Below are 19,133 nucleotides of genomic sequence, written 5' to 3'. Positions count from 1 at the left end.
ACGCCGCACCCATGGAGACGTTCAGCGTGAAGGAGCACCGGCTCGACAACGGGCTGCGCATCGTCCTGGCCCCCGACCACCTGAACCCGGTGGCGGCCGTCTGCGTCTGGTACGGGGTCGGTTCCCGGCACGAGGGGCCAGGCCGCACCGGCATGGCCCACCTCTTCGAACACCTGATGTTCCAGGGGTCCCGCAACGTCCCCGGCAACGGCCACTTCGCCCTGCTCCACGAGGCGGGCAGCCGGCCCAACGGCACCACGAACTTCGAGCGGACCAACTTCACCGAGACCGTCCCCTCCCACCACCTCGAACTGGCCCTGTGGCTGGAGGCGGACCGGATGGGCGGGCTGCTCGACGCGCTCACCCAGGAGTCCCTGGACAACCAGCGCGACGTGGTGAAGAACGAACGCCGCCAGCGGTACGACAACCTGCCTTACGGCACCGCCTGGGAGCGCCTGGTCGCCATGGCCTATCCGCCCGGCCACCCCTACCACCACCTGCCGATCGGCTCCATGGCCGACCTCGACGCCGCCTCGCTCCAGGACGTCCGGGCCTTCTTCGTCCGGCACTACACGCCGGACAACGCCGTCCTGGCCGTGGTGGGCGACTTCGACCCCGGGCAGGTCCTGGGCTGGATCCGGCGGTACTTCGGCGGGATCGCCGGCCCCTCGTACACCGCGGCGCCGCCCGCGGCCGCGCTGCCCGAGCTGATGGGCGCCGGGAGCCGCACCGTGGTCCGCGCCGACGTGCCGTCCGGGGCGGTGCTGCACGCGTACCGGATGCCGCGGGACGGCACCCGCGAGGCGGAGGCGGCGGCCGTCGCCCTCGCCGTCCTCGGCTCGGGCCGCAACAGCCGCCTCAAGCTGCGGCTGGTCCGCCGGGACCGCAGCGCCTCCAGTCTCTCCAGCGGCCTGATCCGGCTCACCGGGGCGCCGTCCCTGGGCTGGCTCGACATCAAGGCCTCGGCCACCACCACCACGGCCGAACTGGAGGCGAGCCTCGACGAGGAACTCGGCCGCTTCGCCATCACCGGGCCCACCGAGGAGGAACTCGTGCGGGCACGGGTCCACTTGGAACGCCGGCTGCTGACGCGGCTGGAGAGCGTGGGCGGCCGGGCCGACGAACTCTGCCGCCAGGCCACCTTCTTCGGACGCGTCGAGCGCGGCCGGATCGCCTCGACGGCCCTGGCGCAGCTCGAGGCCGTCACCGCCGACGAGGTGCACGCCTTCGCGGCCACCCGGCTGCACCCGTCCAACCGGGCGGTCCTGGTCTTCGAGCCGGGCGTCGCCGCCACCGTCCCTGGAGAGGATGCCACCCGATGACCATCGCCCCGCTCGCGCCCGCCCCGGCCGCCGTGCCCGCCGCACCCCCGGCCGGCGTGCCCACCGCCGTGCCGGCCGCACCCCCGGCCGCCGTGCTCGTCGCGGACCGCCCCGCCGCGGCCCCCGCCCGCCCGTGGACCTTCCCCGCCCCCGCGGCCATCCGGCTGGCCAACGGCCTGCGCGTCGGGCACATCGCCCGGCCCGGCCACCGGCTCGCCGCCGTCGGACTGTTCCTCGACACCCCGCTGGACGCCGAGCCGGAGGGGCTGGACGGCATCGCCGAACTCACCTCACGCGCCTTGCAGGAGGGCTCGGCCGCCCTGCACGGGGCCCCGTTCGCCGAGGAGATCGAGCGCTGCGGGGCGACCTTCGACAGCATCGCCGGGCCGCACGGCATCGCCATCGCCCTCCAGGTCCCCCAGTCCCGGCTGGAAGCGGTGCTGGAGCTGCTCGCCGACACCCTGTGCGAGCCCGCCTTCCCGGCCCGCGAGATCGCCCGGCTGCGCGCCCAGCGGATGGACGAGATCGGCCACGAGTCCGCCGCCCCGCACGTGCGGGGGTTCCTGGGGATGCAGTCCGCGCTGTTCGGCCCCGGACAGCGGGCGGGCCGGGCCGGCGCGGGCACCCGTGAGAGCGTCGCCCGGATCGACCACACCGCCGTCCGCGCCTTCTTCGCCGCGCACGCCCGTCCCGCCACGGCCTCGGCGGCCGTCGCCGCCGACCTCCCGGAGGCCGAGCTGGCCCGCGTCCTGGAGCGCACCCTGGGCCGCTGGAGCGCCCCCGCCGCGCCCCTCACCCCCGTGCCCGCCGTCACCGCCGACGACCGCACGCGCGTGGTCCTCGTCGACCGGCCGGGGGCGGTGCAGACCACCCTGATGATCGGCCGGCACGGGCTCGACCGGCACGCCCCCGCCTGGGCCGCGCAGTCCATCGGCATCCAGTGCCTGGGCGGCGGCCTGACCTCACGGCTGGACCAGGTCCTGCGCGAACGCCGCGGCTACACGTACGGTGTCTCCGCCATCGCCCAGCCCCTGCGCTCCGGCGCCCTGCTGTCCATCGGCGGGGCCGTCGCCACGGCGGTCACCGGCCCGGCGGTGGCCGAGGTCTTCGGGGTGCTGCGCTCCCTGGAGGGCGGCCTCACCCGCGCGGAGCAGACCGCTGCCGCCCGCAACCTGGTGGGCGTGGCCCCCCTCCAGTACCAGAGCGCCGCCTCGACGGTGAAGGCCGTGGTCCGCGCCGCCGCCGAGCGCCTGCCCGCCGACTACCTGGGCACCATCCACGACCGCCTGGCGGCGGTCACCGCCGAGCAGGCAACGCAGGCCCTCCTCGACGCCTTCCCGGTGGACCGGCTCGTCGTGGTGGCGGTGGGGGACGCCGCCGCCGTCCGCCCGTCCCTGGAGTCCCTGGACCTGGGTCCGGTCGTCCTCGCCACCTGAACGGGGCGGCCGTCAGGCGGCGGAGCGCTCCAGGGCGTCGACCTCGTCCATGAAGCCCAGCATCCGGGCGTTGACCACGTCCGGGTGGTCGATCTGGGGGCCGTGGCCCGTGGCCGCGATGATCTCGGCGCGGGCCCCGGGGATGATCCGCGGGACCCGTTCCAGCTGGCGCTTCGGGTGGACCAGGAGGCTGCGCCGGCCCATGACCAGGTAGAACGGCGTGCGGATGGAGCCCAGTTCGGCGTCGGACAGCGGCAGCGGGGCGGGGCGGCGGATCCGGAAGGCCCGCACGCCCGCCTGGATCCACCGGCGCAGTTCCGGGACCACCAGGACCGGCTGCTCCAGCCACTTGGCGAGGGCCGGGCGCAGCGCCTTGGGGGCGAAGGTGGCGAAGAGGCTGGCGAAGATCCAGACGAAGAAGCGCAGGCCCACCTTCTCCAGGCCGCCGGGGTCGAGCGCGGTGACCGAGGCGAGCCGGCCGGGCCGCAGGTGGGCCTGGTTGATGACGAGCCAGCCGCCGTAGGAGGAGCCGACGAGGTGGATCCGGTCAAGGCCGAGGGCGTCGAGGGCCTCGTCCATCCACTGCGCGGCGCGCTCGGGCTGCCACATGGGCTCGCGCTGGACGCTGCGTCCGGGGTCGCCGGGGGTGTCGAGGGCGTAGACAGGGCGTTCGGCGCTGAGCGCGGGGGTGTTGGGGTACCACTGGGCGGAGCAGCCGCCGGAGCCGTGGATGAGGACGACCGGCGTACGGGACTCGGCCGCCGGGTCGGCCGGCCCGTACCGGTAGACGCGCGTGGTGCCGAAGCTGGTCTCGACGTCCCTCTCCCAGCGGGCGGGGGCGCCCATCGCGTAGAGGGCGTCGCAGGCGGCGAAGTAGCGGTCGCGGAGTTCGTCGCTGACGTAGCGGCCTGTGTCGCGGCGGACGCGGGGCGCCTTCGCGGCGTTCCTGGCGTTCTCGGGCACGGCGGTACCTCCCGGTGGGATCCGTTCTCGGTCCTTGATCCGTTCTTCGTGGTACGACCGTACCATGTTGTTGGTACGGCGGTACCATCAAGATGGCGGCGGACGAACGGAGACAGCGGGTATGCCCAGACGCGTGGACCACGAGGAACGGCGCGGCCAGATCGCGGAGGCGCTCGTGAGGGTCGCCGGGCGGCGCGGGCTGCACGCCGTCGGTATGCGGGAGGTGGCCGCCGAGGCCGGGGTGTCCCTGCGGCTGGTGCAGTACTACTTCGAGACCAAGGAGAAGCTGCTCCTCTACGGGCTCCAGCACCTCACCGACCGGTTCACCGCCCGCGTCGGCGCCCGCCTCGCCGCCGCCGGACCCGCCCCGGGCCCGCGGGCGACCGCCGAGGCACTGCTCCTGGCCTCGCTGCCCACCGACGAGGAGAGCCGCACCTTCCACCTGCTCTACAGCTCCTACGCGATCCTCTCGGTGACCGACGAGGCGCTGGCCGCCCAGCCGTTCATCGACAACCCGGACGCCGCCGAGGACGCCCTGGCCGGACTGATCACGGGGGCGCAGGAAGCGGGCCTGGCCGACCCCGGGGCCGACGCCCGCACGGAGGCCGTCGGCCTGCTCGCCATGGCCGGGACCCTGGGCACGAGCATCCTGGTGGGACAGCGCGGACCCGAGTCGGCCACCGCCGTACTCCGCCACCACCTGGACCGGATCTTCACGGTCCCGGCCGACCCGGCCTGATCCACCGGACACGGGACACCCGGCACCCGGCACCCGGCACCCGGCACCCGGCACCCGGCACCCGGCACCCGGCACCGCCTAGCGCGACACGCTGCTCCGGGACCGGCGGAGCGTCAGGATCACCGTCGAGATGCCGGCCGCCAGGGCCAGGATCCGGGGCATCGGCTGCACGTCGTGCGGCAGCGCGCCGATGGCGATGACGACGGCCAGGGTGAGGACCACGACCAGTCCGGCGGTGATGAGGGCGCGAGGGGTCATTGCGGGGCTCCTTCGAAGGGTGCGGGTGCGGGTACGGAAGGGGTGGCGGGGCCGTACGCCGGGGGAGGGCGCACGGCCCGCACGGAGGTGGGACCGGGTCAGGGGGCGGCGGGGGCGGTCACGCCGTCCCCACCCCGGCCGGGACCGGCGCGGCCCCCGGGACCGCGGCGCCGGTCTGACGGGCCAGCAGCAGATAGCTGCGCAGCTCGTCGAGCGTCCCCAGGCCCAGCCGGTTGTGGAGCATGTGGACGTGGGAGAAGACGATCCGGGCCGTGTACGTGCCCTCCGCGCCGAGCTCGCCGGCGACGGCCCGCGACAGCGCCCGCTGCCAGGAGCTCAGCGGGCCCGGGGCGGTGGCGGCCCGCCCGATCAGGTCGTGGCCGTCGGCGGTGAGCCGGTCGGCCGCGACGACGCAGTCCGCCTCCAGCCCGCTCAGCATCTGCCGCGGATAGCCCGCCCGCAGCGCCCAGTCGCTCCAGGAGCTCGCCCCGAAGGCCGCGAAGGGGCCCGATTCGAGGACGGAGGCCGCCACGGCGGTGGCTCGCAGGGCGAGTGCCGTACGCGCCCGCTCGGAGGGCCGGGTGCGCAGGAAGGCCAGGCAGAGCTCGCTGGAGGTGCCGAAGAGGTCCTCGGACGCGCCGATGAGGCGGGCGCCGCCGTAGCGCTCGTACTCCGGGGTGTACGGGCTCTCGTACACGCCCGGCGCCAGCAGGTCCCGCTCCTCGACCGGGACCCCGCCCTCCCCCGCCGTGGCCAGCCGCCTGGACTGCACGGCGAACCGGGCCGGGTCCAGGGGCGTTTCGCCGGGCAGCAGGACGTTCGCGGCGGCGAGCCGCTCCTCCAGCGCGCGGCCCAGCTCGGCGGCGGCCGGGCCCGGGAGGTCGCGCGCCCGCAGGCGGACGTGCGGGCCGCCCTGCCAGTAGCGCATGAAGAACCAGCTGCCGGAGGGCAGTCCGGCCATGGTCGGGCCGACGACGTCGGTGACGACCCGGTCGCCCAGCGACCGGTCGGAGGCCGCCAGGTGCAGGTGCCAGGAGGTCCAGGTCCTCGGCGCGGTCGTCGTCGTGGTCCTCGTCGTGTTCGCGTTCTCGGTCATGTCACAACCTCAGGTCCAGAGGGAGTCCGTTGAAGCGGGGCGTGCCGCTGATGACGGACAGCAGGACGGTCTCGTCGGGCGCGAGCCCCAGCGGCCGCTGGACGGCGAGCCCGTCGAAGGCGCGCGCCGGGCGGGCGTAGAGCCCGTGGGCGGCGGCGTTCAGGCACAGGCCCTGGGTGATCCAGCCCGCCACGTACTGCGCCAGGGTCCAGGCGCCCGGGCCGAGTTCGGCGACGAGATCGTGCTGGCGGACCGAGCAGAACCAGACCGCCGACGCATGGCGCACGTCGCAGCCGTTGCCGGGGGCCAGGTGGTAGCCGTAGTCCCGCTCCAGGGCCGCCAGGGCCCCGGGGCCGGGCCGGTGCGGCAGCAGCCGGCCGCCGGCGAGCCGGTGGACGCCGTCCTCGAAGCCGTCGGTGGCCTGGACGGCCACGGTGACGTTGACGTGCTCCGCGACCCGGCGCAGCAGTGCGCCCGCCGGGGGTACGGCGGCCCAGGCGGCGGCGCCGGCCAGGGAGCCCTCCGGGACCCGGCGCAGGCGGCCCGCCATGCCGGTGAGGCCGCGGGGCATCCGGCCGGAGCCGCGTTCCCACAGGGCCTCGGCCCAGGAGAGGTCCCGGCCGGCGGCGGCGCCGCGCGGGATCGCGGGGGTCAGCGGGGCCGGATCCTCGAGGGGCAGGGCGGCCTGGGCGCGGTTGACCGACAGGATCTCGTCGAGGGAGGGGTCGGCCGGGCCCGGCGCGCGGAGCCGCTCCCCGCCCCGGGGCCCGGACACCGGCGGGGCCGGAGCGCGGCCGGGACCGGACGCCTCTTCCAGGCCGACGGCCAGCGGCCAGCTCCACTCGCCGTCGGCCAGGCCCAGGGCCGTCAGGTCCGCGCCCGATGCCGGGAGGCTCAGGCGGCCCTCCAGGCCGAACAGTTCCAGGCCCACGGCCAGCGAGCGCAGCGAGATGCCCATTTCCAGCTCGGTGAGGGTGCCGCGCAGCGGGCCGTAGAAGGCCGGGAGCCGGGTGTACCGGCCGGCCAGCAAGATCCGCCGGGCCCCGTCACGGGCGGCGCCCGGGAGCTCCGCCAGCGCGTGCCGGTGGACGTCGAGGACCCGGGCCGGGCCCTCGCCGGTGAGGAAGGCGTGCACCGGGAAGAGGCTGCGCACCGAGGGCAGCGCGCGGTGCTCGAAGTACGGGTTGGTCAGCTCGGCCCGCTGGAGGCCGAACGCCGCGAGCAGCGCCCGCTCCGGCAGCCGGTCCGCCCCGGCCACCCGGCCCGCGGGGAACGCGGCGCGCTCCAGCAGCTCGGTGGTCCCGTGGGGCAGCGGGGCGCAGTCCGCCCCGGCCGCCCCGTCGGGGAGCGGCCCGGAGGCCTCGGCGACCTGGGCCGGGGTGGGGAACTGCGAGCGGCCGGTGCCCTGCGCGTGGGCGTAGCGCAGCACGCGGCGGGACAGGGTGTCCGTCGTCATCGGGTGCCGCCTCTCAGGGGAAGGGATGGGGATCGTAGGGGGCGCTGCGGTGCTCCTGCGGGGTGCCGCGCAGCGCGGCGGTGAGCCGGGGCAGTCCGGCGAGGCGCTGCTGGGCGTGGCCGAAGCACATCGGGAGGATCCCGGGGACGACCGCCTTGACCACGGCCAGGCCGAGGTCGGTGTGGTCGCGGGTGGACTGGTCGACCAGGACGACCCGGTCCAGGCCGGCGTCCGCGAACCTGGCCCGTACGAAGTCCAGCGCGCCCCGTACGGTGCCGCCGGCCGCCCGCACCAGGCGGTCCGGCCAGTCCGGGAAGGCCTCCCGGAGCGTGACCCGGGGGCCGCCGAGGACGGTCGTGAGCCGGGGCAGGCTCTCGGGCCGGTTGTACAGGTCGACGTGGTCCTCCAGCAGGTCCACCTGCCAGGGGTCGGCGACCATGGCCGCTCCCGCCTCTGCGTCGGCCGGGGGCCGGGTGCACATCTGGGTGAGTTCCCACAGCGCGGCGCGCACGGCGGACTCCGGGTCGGCGCCCGAGCCGGCGGCGGACCAGCTGGCCGGGTGGCCTCCGGTGCGGTTGACGGCCATGGCCCACACCACCGGGATGTCGATGTCCTGGGTGGCGACCAGCAGGTGGGCGTCGTAGCCGTGGATGTCGATGGTGTCGAGGAGCCGCCGCGAGAGCGGGTCGGTCAGGCTCGCCGGGTCGATGGCGGGCAGCGGCTGCGCCCGGTGGAAGGACAGCAGGAACGCGTCCCGCTCGGCGAGTTCGAGGAGGGAGTGCAGGGCCGCCTCGGTGGTCCCGGAGCCGAGGGCGCAGCCGCTGGAGGAGTCCGGGAAGTGGCTGCGGCGGCGGTCGGCGTGCTGGTCGCGGCGGGCGCCGTGGCGGTCGTGGCGGTGCAGGTACTCGTAGCGGTAGAAGCCGACTTCGGCGGGGACGAGGACCGGCTCGCCCGTGTCGAGGTCGTGGCCCCACACCCAGTCCATGGGAGTGTCGGGGGTGCTCGGGATGACCCGCGACAGCGGGTGGTCGAGCTGCTCCTGCGTATAGGTGCCGAGCGTGGCCGGGTCGACGGCGTGGTCGGCCACCTCCCGGTGGGCGAGGCCGGTGAGGACCTGCCCGTGGTGCGGGAAGCTGCCCATGCGCTCGTAGGCCTCCAGGACCGCGACGGACTCGGCGCGGTCGAAGGTCAGGGCCCGGCCGTAGCCGTACGCCGGCGATTCGGGCAGCACCGCGTTGCTCATCGCGTACGGGGCGTCGAGGTCGCGCATGACCTGGAGGACCGGGCCGAAGCGCGGGTCGACGAGGCGGCGGCGCAGGGCGCCCGGGGCCAGCAGCGCGTCCCCGCCGGTGCCGCGCACCGGGTCGTCGGGCGAGGCGGCGGGGTCGTCGAGCACCAGCCGGGGCGGCCGGGCCGCCGGGTCGGGCGTGGTGGCGGGCCCTGCGCAGACGGGGCAGTTGAAGGTGCGCACGATCCGGTGGCGGGAGACGCCGGAGACGCCCACCGCGAGGAGCTCGCCGGGGGCGAGGGGGTGCTCGGTGAGGGCGTCCAGGGCGGCGGCGAGCGCTTCCGCGAGGAAGGGCCGCGGCGGGCGGGCGCCGCGCACGGGCTGGTCGATCCGGTCGGCCAGCGGGTGGTCGACGGCGATCCGGGCCCGCGTCTCGGCGCAGCCGGGGCAGCCGGAGTCGGTGCCGGGCACCCGCAGGGGGCCGACCTGGGCCTCGTTGCCGACGATCCGGACGGACAGGTAGGGCCGTCCGTCCTCGTCGGCCCGCCGGAACAGGTCCCGCTCGCGGTCGAGGTCCCAGCCGGTGTGCAGGGTGACGGAGCCCTCGGCCAGTCCGGCCGTACGGGCGTACCGGCCGAGGAGGCCGGCCAGGTCGGGCAGCCCGGCCGGGGCGTGCGCGGCGTCCGGGGCGGTGGGGGCGGTGGCGGTCGTCATGCCAGGGCCTCCTTCGGCAGGGACTCGGCGACGGAGTCCGCGGCGGGGCGGCCCGTGACGGTGCCGAACCACAGCGGGGTCCCGCCGGCGACCGGGTCGGCGGCGCGTTCCCCGGCCGGGGTGATCCACAGCCGGGTCTGCTCGGCCAGTGCGGCCAGTGCGGCGGCGTCGGCGTGCAGCAGCGCGGTGGTGTCGGGGCCGGCGGTGACGAGCTCCCGGCCACGGATCCGGCGGGTCTGAACGCGGGTCAGCGCGGTGCTGAGGGCGGCGACGGCCGCACTGGCGCGGTCGGGGCCCCAGGCGGAGGCGACGTCCAGGCCGGTGGCGCGGTCCCGGACCACGGCCAGCGGCCACTCCACGCCCGGTACCCGGAGCAGGCCCAGTGCGACGGTGAGGAACTCGTGGTCCTCCAGGGTGCGCCAGAGCACCTGGGCGGCCTTGTCGAGGTCCTCGAACGCGGGGGCGTCCCCGGCGGGTTCGGCCCGCCCGGCGAGCAGCCGCAGGGCGCCGTCGAGCAGCCAGCGCTCCTCGGTGGTGCCGGCGGCGGCGACGGCCTCCGGGCCGGGGCGCTGCTGGGCGCGCAGGGCGGCCAGGGCGGCGGACACCGACGAGGAGCGCTGGTCGGCGCCCCAGGCGGCGACGGAGCCGGCGGTGCCGTCCCGGTGCTCGGCCTCGGCGACGCCCAGCGGCAGCTGCGGCAGGTTCTCGGGGGTGACCAGTGCGAAGGGGCCGGTCCACTGGGCGGCGACGGCCTGGACGTGGGCCACGGCCTCGTCCAGGTCGGCGGCCGGGGCGGCCGCGGGCAGCGGTGCCAGGTCGACGCGGGAGGCGTTCAGCTCGGCGCCGTGGACCACGTAGGCGCTCTCGCCGGCGGCTCCGGCGGTACCGGTCAGCACCCGGTAGGCCAGCTGGCCGGCGAGGGCGCCGGCCAGGGCGCCGGCCGCCGCGCCCAGCGGGGCGGCGCCGGAGGCGCCGGCCCAGTGGCCGACCCGGGCGGCCACGGCCCGCGCCCGCCCGGGGGCGCCGCAGGCCTGCGGGCCGACCAGGTGGAAGTGCTCGTCCTGCCGTACGGGGAGGATCACGCAGTCCGTCGGCAGCAGCGCGGCCTGCGCGGCCACCGCCGCGTCGAGCCGCCCGCCGGGGGCGAAGACGACGGCCGCGTCGGCCGCCGCCACCTCGACGCCGCCGGCCGTCAGCGGCAGCCGCTCGGCGCCGAGCCGCTCGGCCGTGCCGGCGACGGCGTCGGCGTCCGTGTCCGGTACGGCGAGCACGAGGCGGCCGACGCCGGTCCGCGCGAGCCCCCGGGCGGCGGGCAGCACGAAGGCGGCCGGGCCGGAGAGCAGCACGGTGGCGGCGCGCAGCCGTGCGAAGGCCGCGTAGGGGTCGTCGTGCAGCGTCTCCAGGTCCGCGAGGACGTCGCGGTGGCGCTCACGGGTCGCCGCGTCGGGTTCCGGGACGCTGAGGGCGTCCAGGTCGAGGAGCAGGCCCTGACGGCTGAAGGTGTTCAGCAGCGTGGCCACCACGGGCCGGGCGGCCTCGTTGCCGAGGGCGGCGACGAGGGAGTCCTCGGTGGCGCCGTCCTCCAGCAGCGGGACGCACACGTCGGCCACCTTGAACAGCGCCGCCGGCCCGCGCACGACGAACGACGTGCCCTCGGCTCCGAAGTAGACGCCGTCCCGCACCGGTGCGTAGTGCAGGGCCGGGCGCAGTCTCATCCGCATGATCGCTCTCCCTGGTCCTTGAAGTGCCGGTGCCGTTCGGGTGCCCGGTCGTCGGTGGGCCCGTCTGCGGGCCGGGTGTAGGTGAACCGTCCGCCGGACGGCCTGCTGATCTCGACCGCCCACTCGTAGGCGTGCGGTGACGCGCCCGCGGCGGGCAGGGCCTCTTCCACGAAGCCGCTGCCGTCGCGGTCGAGGAAGCGCGGCAGCACGCGGCCGAGCAGCGCGCTGCTCAGGTCGACGTACTGCGGTTTGCGCTGCTTGGGGGTGGACCGGCCGGAGCCCGGGCCGGAGCCGGGGCCCGTGCCGGCGGAGGGCTTGAGGACGATCTCGGCCGGCACTCCGTGGCGGGCGCGCCAGCGGGTGAGCGCCAGCATCCGGTCGGCCTCGCCGGGCCCCTGCCGGACGGCCTGCTCGAAGTCCTCGCCCGGGTACCAGCGGCGGCGCTGGAGGACGACGGAGCCGGCGAGCAGCCGGGGCGTGCCCGGCTCGGCGGGCACCCCGCCGAGGCCGGGGCCGCCGAGGCCGCCGGGCATGCCCAGGTCGGGCAGCAGCCGGCCGCCCATGACCAGCCAGTTGGCCAGCCGCAGCGGGGGCGGCAGCAGCTCGGGGTGGCCGGTGCCGAGGGTGAGGACGTGCAGCGGGCGGCCGTCGGCGTCCTCGACGTACAGCCGGTCGAGATCCGGGTCGTGGACGAGCCGCAGCCCGTACCAGTCGTCGGCGCGCAGCCGCCGGTCGAGGACGGGCGCGTGCGCGTTGACGCTGACCCCGTGCAGGCCGCGGTCCTCGGCGAGGACCGTGCCGTGGGAGCCGTGCCGCTCCTGGAGGCGGCGGCGCAGCCGCGGCAGGGCCTGCCCGCCGAGTTCGGCGTCGTGTCCGAGGAAACGGCCGTAGAGCATGCCGTGGCCGGGGTAGGAGTCGTTGAACACCAGCCGCTCGCCGGCCGGCTGGACCAGGACGCTGTAGGCGACGGCGTCCCGGCGGAACCGGTCGGGCAGGGGCGCGGCCAGACCCGCCAGCCAGGCGGGGTCCCACACCACTTCGGTGGCGTCCCCGCGGCCGGCGAGGTCGGCGCGGAGTTCGCCGAGCAGGCGGGTGCGCAGCCCGCGCAGCGCGGTGAGGCTGTCGCCGCCCGCCACCACCCGCTCGTTGACCTCGCCGACCAGCCCGCGGGCGTGGTCGGTGAGGCTGACGGAGGCGCCGCGGCCGTGGCGTTCCACGAATACGTCGGTGAGCACGGCGCGGATGTCGTGGAGCCGGTCGAAGACGGACAGGAACTCGATGCTCTGCGCGAGGTCGCGCAGCTGCCGGTCGAGGCCGCGGGTGTCGACCTCGGCGGGCGCGAGGAGGTAGTTCTCGGAGACGAGGAGCAGGGCCGGGCGGCGGGCCTCCTCGGTCAGCGCCGAGGTGAGGGCGCCGATGCCGCGCAGGGCCTCGGCGCGCTCGGCGTGCCCGGCGTCGGCGAGCCCGGCCAGAGCGGTCCGCAGGCCGTCGTGGCGCGCGGACTCCGCCAGGGGGTCGGCGGCGCAGTCCTCGGGGCCGTCGGTGGTGCACAGCAGTCCGGCGCGCAGGGAGCCCAGGACGACGCCGGCGGCCTGCTCGGGGGTGGTGCCGAGGGCACGGGCGACATCGCCGGCGATCGCGCCGACGGTTCGGGGGCCCATGTCCGTGGCGTTGAGGAGCAGGCGCACGGGTTCGCTGAGGGTGGTCGACATCAGCCGGCTGCTGTCGTCGCCGACCCGCACGAAGGAGATCTTGTCCGGGCCGGGGCCCGGGGAGAGGCTGGGCGACTGCCGGACCCAGGTGTCCGGGCCGGGGGCCGCCGCGGGGTCCCCGGTGCGGGCGACGTAGCCGACCAGCGCCTGGTCGAGGTGCGGGAAGGACCGCGCCCCGGTGAAGGACACCTCGTCGGGGCGGGCGCCGTCGGGCGAGGGGACCGCCAGCCCGACCGCCGTGAAGCGGGCGAGCGGGCTGGTGCGCATCATGGCCCGGGTCACGTACTGGAGCAGCCCGCGCTCGGACTTGGCGGCGCGGGACAGGGTGCCCTCGCGGTAGCCGACGGCCGCCCGGTGGACCTCGGGGGCCAGCAGCGCCAGCGAGCGCAGCAGGTCCTCGTCCCCGAGGAGACCGGAGAGGGTGCCGCGCTCGCGGGCCAGGGCCCGGGGGTGTTCCGCGGCCGCCTCGGCGAGGAGGCCGTCGCGCAGGACGCGCAGCTCCAGCCAGGCCAGGAACTCGGCCGGGGCCGGGTCCGGCAGGGTGGCCGGGACCCGGTCGTTGTGCACGGCCCGGCGTACGGCCACCAGTGCGGCCCGCTCGTCGGCGGGGGCCGCGCCGATGCGCTCGTACAGGGCGTCGGTGCAGGCGGTGGCCCGCAGGGCCAGTTCGGCCTCGACGCGGGCCAGTTCGTCGAGGACGCCGGCGAGGGCCGGGTCGGCGAGCCGGGAGCGGCGCAGGGGGTTGACGCGCAGCATCCAGACGGGCTCGGTCCGCTCCGCCGGGGGACGCCCCGGGGTGTCGGCGCGGGCGCTCACCGGGGTGTTCTCCCCGGCGGTGGCCCGCGCGGCGGCCGGCTCGTCGGCCCCGTCCCGCGGGGCGGCCACGACGGCGCTCACCGGAGTGTCCGCTCCGGCGGTGGCCTGCGCGACGGTGTCCCGCGCGGCGGTCGGGGAGGCGCTCACCGGGGTGTTCTCCCCGGCGGTGGCCTCCGCGGCGGTGTCCCGCAGGACGGTCGCCGGGCGTTCTTCTGTGACGGTCACCGGAAGTCCTTCCGGATCCGGTGCGTGCGCGCGGCGACGCACAGCAGCAGTCCGCCGACGACCCAGGCGCCCAGTACGAGGGCGACCCGGCCGAGTTCCCAGCTGTGCGCGGGCTCCAGCGCGGCCATGTCGTCGGGCAGCAGCGCCGCCCGCATGCCCTGGGCCATCCACTTCAGCGGGAAGATCGCGCCGATGCGCTGCACCGTGTCGGGCAGCCCGGAGAAGGAGTAGTAGACCCCGGAGACGAACTGGAGCAGGACGAAGGGGAACTGGACGGCGGCGGTGATGGTCCGCCGGTCGGTGATCAGCGAGCCCACCGCGATGCCCAGCAGGGCGGTGGCGGCGGAGCCGAGGAGGAACACCCACGCCAGGGTGGCCCAGCGGCCGGGCGTGGTGGGCAGCTGGAAGCCGAACACGGCCACGGCCAGGGCCAGTACGGCGACGGACTGGAGCAGCGCCAGGACGAGGACCAGCACGGTCTTGGCCAGGAAGTAGCCGCCCGTCGCGAACGGGGTGCCGCGCAGCCGCTTCAGCGAGCCGTCGCCGCTCTCCAGGGCGATGCCGGTGGCGAGGACGCCGAACGCGGCGGACATGACGCCGGAGGCGAGGACGCCCGCCACGACCACGTCGTGCATGGAGACGGTGTGGTCGCCGGCCTTCATGGTGAAGATCGAGCCGAAGAGCAGCATCAGGACCACGGGCAGAGCCATGTTCATGGCCACCGCGGTGCGGTTGCGGAAGAAGACCCGCAGTTCGGCGCGGGCGCGCAGGACGCCGGTACGCAGGACGCCCGGCAGCGGGCCGCGGGCGGCCACGGTGCCGATCGGCGCCTTCGCGGGGGCCTTCGCCGGGGCCTCGGCGGTGGCGGCGGCGCTCGCGGCCTCGAGGGTCGGGGTGGGCGTCATCGGGTCCTGCTCCTTTCGTGCGTGTCGTCGCCGGCGCGGTGGCGGCCGGCGTCCTCGATGAGCCGCAGGTAGCGGCTCTCCAGGGAGGGGCGGCGGATCTCCAGTCCGGGTACGTCGGTGCCCAGGCGGGCGCGCAGGTCCTCCAGGACGGGTCCGACCTCGGCGGTGGTGACGGTGCGGGTGCGGCCGTCCTCGCGCCAGGACACCTCGGTCCCGGCATCGCCGCCGCCCAGTTCGGCGGGGGGCGCGACCTCCCGTACGCGGCCGCCGGCGAGGACCGCCACGCGGTCCGCGAGCCGTTCGGCCTCGTCGAGGTAGTGGGTGGTGAGGAGCACGGTGGTGCCCTCGTCGCGCAGCCGCTCGATCATGGCCCAGCAGTCGCGGCGGGCCTGCGGGTCGAGGCCAGTGGTGGGCTCGTCGAGGAACAGCAGCTCGGGGCGGCCCACGACCGCGAGGGCCAGGTCCAGGCGGCGGCGCTGGCCGCCGGAGAGGGAGCCGAGGAGGGCCTTGGGGCGGTCGGCGAGGTCCACCAGCTCCAGCGCGTCCCGGACGGGGAGCGGGTCGGAGTAGCACAGGCCGATCTGCTCGACGAGTTCGCCGACCCGCCAGCCCTCGTGGTCGGTGCCGCTCTGCTGGACGATGCCGATGCGGTTGCGCCACGCGCGCCCGGCCTGGCCGGGGTCCTCACCGAGGACGCTGACGGAGCCGCCGGAGCGGCGGCGGAAGCCTTCCAGGATCTCGATGGTGGTCGTCTTGCCGGCGCCGTTGGGGCCGAGCACGCCGAACACCTCGCCGCGGCGCACCTCCAGGTCCACGGACCCGACGGCGACATGGGCGCCGTACGCCTTGTGCAGGCCGGAGGTCCGGATGGCGAACTCCGCGTCGTCCGCGGTCCTCGTCGCCGTGCCGGAGTCGGTCAGGGTGTTTGTGTCGACGTCGGTCGGGGTGCCGGGCCGGCTGAGCGGGCTCACGCCGCGTTCCTCTCCGCTGCGCGCCGCAGCCGCTCGCGCCAGCTCTCCCCGTACACCTCGTCGACCGTCTCGGCGATGGCGAAGCAGAGGTAGTAGCGCTGGATGGGTGTCACGCCGAGCAGGGGCAGCCGGCTGTAGAACAGGTTGATGAGAAGCCGGTACGAGGCGAACCAGGACGGGGCCCGGTCGGTCACCCGGCTCTCGGCGACGGTGTCGTGGAACTCGCTGCGGCCGTCGGAGACGGGGCCCTGGTGTCCGGGCGGGGTCGTGGCCTCGCGGTTCTCGGCCGGGGCCAGTCCGTCGAGGACTTCGGCGCTGAGGTCGCCGCGGGCCGCCGCGGTGTCGAAGACGCCCATGCCGTAGGCGAACGCCGCCCGGAACTCGCAGGCTTCGGCGCTCTCGGCGCCGTCCCGGGCCCGCTCGACGATCGCGCGCAGCACGGGTGCGTCGGTCTCCAGCCTGCGGGCGAAGGAGGGCCGCGGATCCTTGACGGAGCCCGCCCAGTGCAGGAACGCCTCGGCGTGCGAGCGCAGCGAGAACACCCCGTAGGCGGGGCCGCCGGGGTGGGCCGTGCACAGGGCGGTGAAGGCCTCGGCGAGGGCCGGTACGGGAACGCCTGCGTTCCGGCCGGCCGCGAGGTCCATCAGCCGCGCCAGAGGGGTGAACATGCGGGTCAGGGCCAGGTCGCGGGGGTCCTCCAGGGCGGCGGGCCAGGTCATGCCGCGCTGCCGGTCGAAGAACTCCAGGGTGCCGCGGGGGTGCAGGGGGAGGTAGGGGGGCTCCACGCGCTCCAGCCGGCCCAGTTCACGGGCCTGGGCGAGGTACTGCTCCCCGGTCATCGGCTCGGGGAGTTCCTCCAGCCGCCAGTCGATGGAGCCGGCGATGTCCTGCCACGGAATTCCGTCCGGGCCACGGGCGATGAGTTCGACGTGGGGACCGTGCTTCCAGCCACGGGCCAGATAGGCCACGGTGGCGTTGTGCTCCTTGCGCAGGGACCGCACCACGGGCACCATCACCTGCGAAAGCCATGCGGGTTCGATCGGTGATCGCGCATGAAAGCGCAGGCCGATCGTGCGCTCGTTCGGGGCGCCTTCCATGTGTGTCACCTCTCGTACGCGAAGCGCCTCGCTCGGGCGCTGCGGGGTCCTGGATCCGCCGTCAGCAGCAGGACGAACCGGACGACGACGAGCAGCACAGCCAGCTGCCCAGATTCGAGGCGCCCATTTCCGGGAGGGCGACACCGTCGACGACGTCGAGGACTTCGAGGTTCTCCAATTCGAAGGAGGCGAAGTCCTGCGCGGTCAAGTTCATGTCCATACGAATTCCCCTTTCGCTTTCACTGCTTACACGGGCCATACGGGGCAGGCGCCCGCCCGCCGTCCTGCGACGGGCGGGCGGGGCGCCTTGCTCAGACTTGCCTGCGGCGTACCGCTGTCGTCAGCTCAGCAGCAGGACGAGGAGGACGACGAGGAGCAGCACAGCCAGCCACCGCTGGAGGCACCGACCTCGGGGAGGGCGACACCGTCGGCGACGTCGAGAACCTCGACCTCCTCCAGCTCGAAGGAAGCGAAGTCCTCGGTGCCCAGGTTCTGGTCCATGTGAATTCCCTTTCAGGTTTTCTTCTTTCCGACCGGTCGGCCGGACAAGAAGAATCATGGCCGGTTCGGATTGGCCTGCGGAAGGCTTTCCGGGCTTCCCCTGACACAGGTAATGGGGCCCCGTGACATTCGTCATGGGGCCCCTGTACGCGTACGCGCGCGCGACAAGAGAGTGTGTTTCCGCGGTGTCTCCCGATGGTGTCCTCCGGGCTCCGCCCGGCCCTGCCGGCACCCCGGAATGACAAACGTCACGACCTCACGTGATCCGTGTCAGCGCTTCCGCGGAAAACCTTGTCCGGGGCCTTCCCGCCGAACGAGCATGCGAGGGACTCGGCTTCAGAGGGAACGGAATGGCGGCGTGACCGGACGATCCACTGCGCAAGGGCACTACGTCTCCCGGATCCTCGGCGTACTCGCCCGGGACCCCCGGCGGGCGCGCATCCAGGGCAGGGCCGGCACCCTCGACGGGGCCGCGCTCGTCCGCTCCGTGCACCGGGCCCACCGGGCGCTCGGCGCCTCGGGCGCCGGGCCGGGCACCATGGTCGGGATCCTCACCGGGCCCAACCACCCGCTGACGTTCACCGCACGGTACGCGGCCCATCTCCGGGGCGCCGGCGTGATGTACGTGCGCTCGGTGAACCCCGGCTCGGACCTGCCGCTGCCGGCCGCCGAACAGGCCGGGCTCCTCGCGGAATGCGGGGTGACGGTCCTCGTGACGGACCGGGCCCACGCCGGACGCGGCGTCGAACTGGCCTCCCTGCTCCCGGGGTCGGCCGCGGTCACCGTGCTCGACGACCCCGGTACCGGGGAAGACGGCGAGACCCCGGAGGTGCCCGCTCCGCAGGCACCCGACTGCGCGGTGGTCACCTACACCAGCGGCAGCAGCGGCCGTCCCAAGGGCGTGCGGCAGTCCTTCGCCGCCTGGAACCGGCTCGTGCTCGACGACGCCGACTCCCTCGCGGGAGGGCCGCCGGAGCGGATGCTGATCGTCACCCCGACCAGCCACACCGTCGCCGTCATGGCCGACGTGGTCCTGGCCTCCGGCGGCTCCCTCGTCGTCCACGACGGCTTCGACGCCGCCGAGGTGCTGGGCGCCCTGGCCGCCGAGCGGATCACCCGCGTCTACCTGACCGTCCCGCAGCTGTACCGGCTGCTGGACCACCCGGACACCGCCGGCACCGACCTGTCCGCGCTGCGCCAGCTCATCTACAGCGGCTGCGTGGCCTCCCCGGCCCGGCTGGCCTCCGCCGTACGGGTCTTCGGGCCCCGCCTCGTGCAGTGCTACGGCTCCACCGAGGCGGGCCGGATCACCGTGCTGGACCAGCTCGACCACTTCGAGCCGGAGCTGCTGCCCAGCGTGGGCCGGCCCTTCCCGGGTGTCGAGGTCCGCGTCTGCGACCCCGACACCGGCCGCGAGGTCCCGCAGGGCGACTGCGGCGAGCTCCAGGTGCGCTCCCCGTACGCGATGGCCGGCTACCAGGGCCTGCCCGCCGAGAGCGCCGCGGCCCTGCTGCCGGACGGCTGGCTGCGGACCGGGGACCTCGGGCGCCGGGACTCCTACGGCTGCTTCCACCTGGTCGACCGCATCGGGCGGGTGATCAAGGCCGGCGGGGTCAAGGTCCGGCCCGCCGAGGTGGAACGCGCCCTGCTCACCCACTCCGCCGTCGCCGACTGCGCGGTGTTCGGCACCCCCGACGCCGTGACCGGCGAGGCCGTGCACGCCGCCGTGGTGCTGCGCGTCCCCTGCGAGCCGGACGAACTGCGCCGGCACGTCGCCCGTTCCCTCTCCCCCGCCCACGCCCCCGCGCGGATCGTGCGGTGGCCCGAACTCCCCCTGACCGAATCCGGAAAGCCCGACCACAGGCGCCTCGCGGGCGCGGCGGTCTCCGGCGCGGCCTCGAACTGACGAAGAAAGCGAGCTGACATCGTGACGACTTCCACGACCCCGACCCTCCTGGCGTCCCCCCAGGCCC

16 protein-coding genes are annotated in these 19,133 nt (G+C 75.6%); 4 read left to right on the top strand and 12 right to left on the bottom strand.

Translation table 11 applies throughout. The features are described 5' to 3' along the window. The first annotated feature begins 11 nt into the window (after positions 1-11). Both ACFY15_RS06735 and ACFY15_RS06730 read left to right on the top strand, forming a co-directional pair. Positions 12-1,322, top strand: coding sequence for a M16 family metallopeptidase (locus ACFY15_RS06735; protein WP_390686301.1), 1,311 nt, complete (start codon positions 12-14; stop codon positions 1,320-1,322). Then, complete coding sequence (locus ACFY15_RS06730; RefSeq protein WP_390686300.1) at positions 1,319-2,758, top strand: M16 family metallopeptidase; 1,440 nt, start codon at positions 1,319-1,321, stop codon at positions 2,756-2,758. Before ACFY15_RS06735 ends, ACFY15_RS06730 begins: the two co-directional genes overlap by 4 nt. Positions 2,759-2,770: 12 nt before the next feature. On the opposite strand, the gene ACFY15_RS06725 is transcribed toward ACFY15_RS06730, so the two are convergent. Beyond that, positions 2,771-3,721, bottom strand: coding sequence for an alpha/beta fold hydrolase (locus ACFY15_RS06725; protein ID WP_390686299.1), 951 nt, complete (start codon positions 3,719-3,721; stop codon positions 2,771-2,773). 121 nt (positions 3,722-3,842) lie between these two features. Between ACFY15_RS06725 and ACFY15_RS06720 the strand changes: the two genes are divergently transcribed. Then, positions 3,843-4,460 carry a TetR/AcrR family transcriptional regulator gene (locus tag ACFY15_RS06720; protein WP_390686298.1) on the top strand — a complete coding sequence of 206 codons (618 nt, stop codon included), beginning with the start codon at positions 3,843-3,845 and terminating at the stop codon, positions 4,458-4,460. 78 nt (positions 4,461-4,538) lie between these two features. Here ACFY15_RS06720 and ACFY15_RS06715 read toward each other — a convergent pair whose 3' ends face one another. From ACFY15_RS06715 to ACFY15_RS06665, 11 genes are all read right to left on the bottom strand, one after another. After that, on the bottom strand, positions 4,539-4,718 hold the full coding sequence (locus ACFY15_RS06715) for a hypothetical protein (protein WP_390686297.1): 180 nt from the start codon (positions 4,716-4,718) through the stop codon (positions 4,539-4,541). Positions 4,719-4,836: 118 nt separating this feature from the next. Further along, complete coding sequence (locus ACFY15_RS06710) at positions 4,837-5,814, bottom strand: thiopeptide-type bacteriocin biosynthesis protein (protein WP_390686296.1); 978 nt, start codon at positions 5,812-5,814, stop codon at positions 4,837-4,839. A 1-nt stretch (position 5,815) separates the two neighbouring features. Continuing rightward, positions 5,816-7,270, bottom strand: coding sequence for a hypothetical protein (locus ACFY15_RS06705; protein WP_390686295.1), 1,455 nt, complete (start codon positions 7,268-7,270; stop codon positions 5,816-5,818). Positions 7,271-7,283: 13 nt separating this feature from the next. Then, the gene (locus tag ACFY15_RS06700; RefSeq protein WP_390686294.1) at positions 7,284-9,212 is read right to left on the bottom strand and encodes a TOMM precursor leader peptide-binding protein; all 1,929 of its coding nucleotides are present in this window, start codon (positions 9,210-9,212) and stop codon (positions 7,284-7,286) included. Next, complete coding sequence (locus ACFY15_RS06695; RefSeq protein WP_390686293.1) at positions 9,209-10,933, bottom strand: hypothetical protein; 1,725 nt, start codon at positions 10,931-10,933, stop codon at positions 9,209-9,211. Before ACFY15_RS06695 ends, ACFY15_RS06700 begins: the two co-directional genes overlap by 4 nt. Continuing rightward, complete coding sequence (locus tag ACFY15_RS06690; RefSeq protein ID WP_390686292.1) at positions 10,924-13,686, bottom strand: hypothetical protein; 2,763 nt, start codon at positions 13,684-13,686, stop codon at positions 10,924-10,926. Before ACFY15_RS06690 ends, ACFY15_RS06695 begins: the two co-directional genes overlap by 10 nt. Further along, positions 13,683-14,591: an ABC transporter permease gene (locus ACFY15_RS06685; RefSeq protein WP_390686291.1), complete on the bottom strand. Its 909-nt coding sequence runs from the start codon at positions 14,589-14,591 to the stop codon at positions 13,683-13,685. The genes ACFY15_RS06690 and ACFY15_RS06685 overlap by 4 nt, the downstream gene beginning before the upstream one ends. Further along, positions 14,588-15,562 (bottom strand): ABC transporter ATP-binding protein, encoded by a 975-nt coding sequence (locus ACFY15_RS06680; RefSeq protein ID WP_390686290.1) that lies wholly within the window; start codon positions 15,560-15,562, stop codon positions 14,588-14,590. Before ACFY15_RS06680 ends, ACFY15_RS06685 begins: the two co-directional genes overlap by 4 nt. Beyond that, entirely contained in the window at positions 15,559-16,659 is a 1,101-nt protein-coding gene (locus ACFY15_RS06675; protein ID WP_390686289.1) for a hypothetical protein, read from the bottom strand. Before ACFY15_RS06675 ends, ACFY15_RS06680 begins: the two co-directional genes overlap by 4 nt. 61 nt (positions 16,660-16,720) lie before the next feature. Next, positions 16,721-16,879 (bottom strand): thiazolylpeptide-type bacteriocin, encoded by a 159-nt coding sequence (locus ACFY15_RS06670; protein WP_390686288.1) that lies wholly within the window; start codon positions 16,877-16,879, stop codon positions 16,721-16,723. A gap of 125 nt (positions 16,880-17,004) precedes the next feature. Then, entirely contained in the window at positions 17,005-17,160 is a 156-nt protein-coding gene (locus ACFY15_RS06665) for a thiazolylpeptide-type bacteriocin (protein ID WP_390686287.1), read from the bottom strand. 358 nt (positions 17,161-17,518) lie between these two features. Here ACFY15_RS06665 and ACFY15_RS06660 point away from each other — a divergent pair, with 358 nt between their 5' ends. Continuing rightward, entirely contained in the window at positions 17,519-19,066 is a 1,548-nt protein-coding gene (locus ACFY15_RS06660) for an AMP-binding protein (protein ID WP_390686286.1), read from the top strand. Positions 19,067-19,133 lie beyond the last annotated feature (67 nt).

It is taken from the genome of Streptomyces sp. NPDC001373, from assembly GCF_042895815.1.
GTDB lineage: Bacteria > Actinomycetota > Actinomycetes > Streptomycetales > Streptomycetaceae > Streptomyces.
Note: the sequence above shows the minus strand (reverse complement) of the source record. Positions and strands in the feature narration are given on the sequence as shown.

What these genes read in the sequence shown, in the direction of transcription:
- ACFY15_RS06735 (WP_390686301.1), top strand. Translation starts at nt 12, where the DNA reads ATGGAGACGTTCAGCGTGAAGGAGCACCGGCTCGACAACGGGCTGCGC.
- ACFY15_RS06730 (WP_390686300.1), top strand. Translation starts at nt 1,319, where the DNA reads ATGACCATCGCCCCGCTCGCGCCCGCCCCGGCCGCCGTGCCCGCCGCA.
- ACFY15_RS06720 (WP_390686298.1), top strand. Translation starts at nt 3,843, where the DNA reads ATGCCCAGACGCGTGGACCACGAGGAACGGCGCGGCCAGATCGCGGAG.
- ACFY15_RS06715 (WP_390686297.1), bottom strand. Translation starts at nt 4,718, where the DNA reads ATGACCCCTCGCGCCCTCATCACCGCCGGACTGGTCGTGGTCCTCACC.
- ACFY15_RS06710 (WP_390686296.1), bottom strand. Translation starts at nt 5,814, where the DNA reads ATGACCGAGAACGCGAACACGACGAGGACCACGACGACGACCGCGCCG.
- ACFY15_RS06705 (WP_390686295.1), bottom strand. Translation starts at nt 7,270, where the DNA reads ATGACGACGGACACCCTGTCCCGCCGCGTGCTGCGCTACGCCCACGCG.
- ACFY15_RS06700 (WP_390686294.1), bottom strand. Translation starts at nt 9,212, where the DNA reads ATGACGACCGCCACCGCCCCCACCGCCCCGGACGCCGCGCACGCCCCG.
- ACFY15_RS06695 (WP_390686293.1), bottom strand. Translation starts at nt 10,933, where the DNA reads ATGCGGATGAGACTGCGCCCGGCCCTGCACTACGCACCGGTGCGGGAC.
- ACFY15_RS06685 (WP_390686291.1), bottom strand. Translation starts at nt 14,591, where the DNA reads ATGACGCCCACCCCGACCCTCGAGGCCGCGAGCGCCGCCGCCACCGCC.
- ACFY15_RS06675 (WP_390686289.1), bottom strand. Translation starts at nt 16,659, where the DNA reads ATGGAAGGCGCCCCGAACGAGCGCACGATCGGCCTGCGCTTTCATGCG.
- ACFY15_RS06670 (WP_390686288.1), bottom strand. Translation starts at nt 16,879, where the DNA reads ATGGACATGAACTTGACCGCGCAGGACTTCGCCTCCTTCGAATTGGAG.
- ACFY15_RS06665 (WP_390686287.1), bottom strand. Translation starts at nt 17,160, where the DNA reads ATGGACCAGAACCTGGGCACCGAGGACTTCGCTTCCTTCGAGCTGGAG.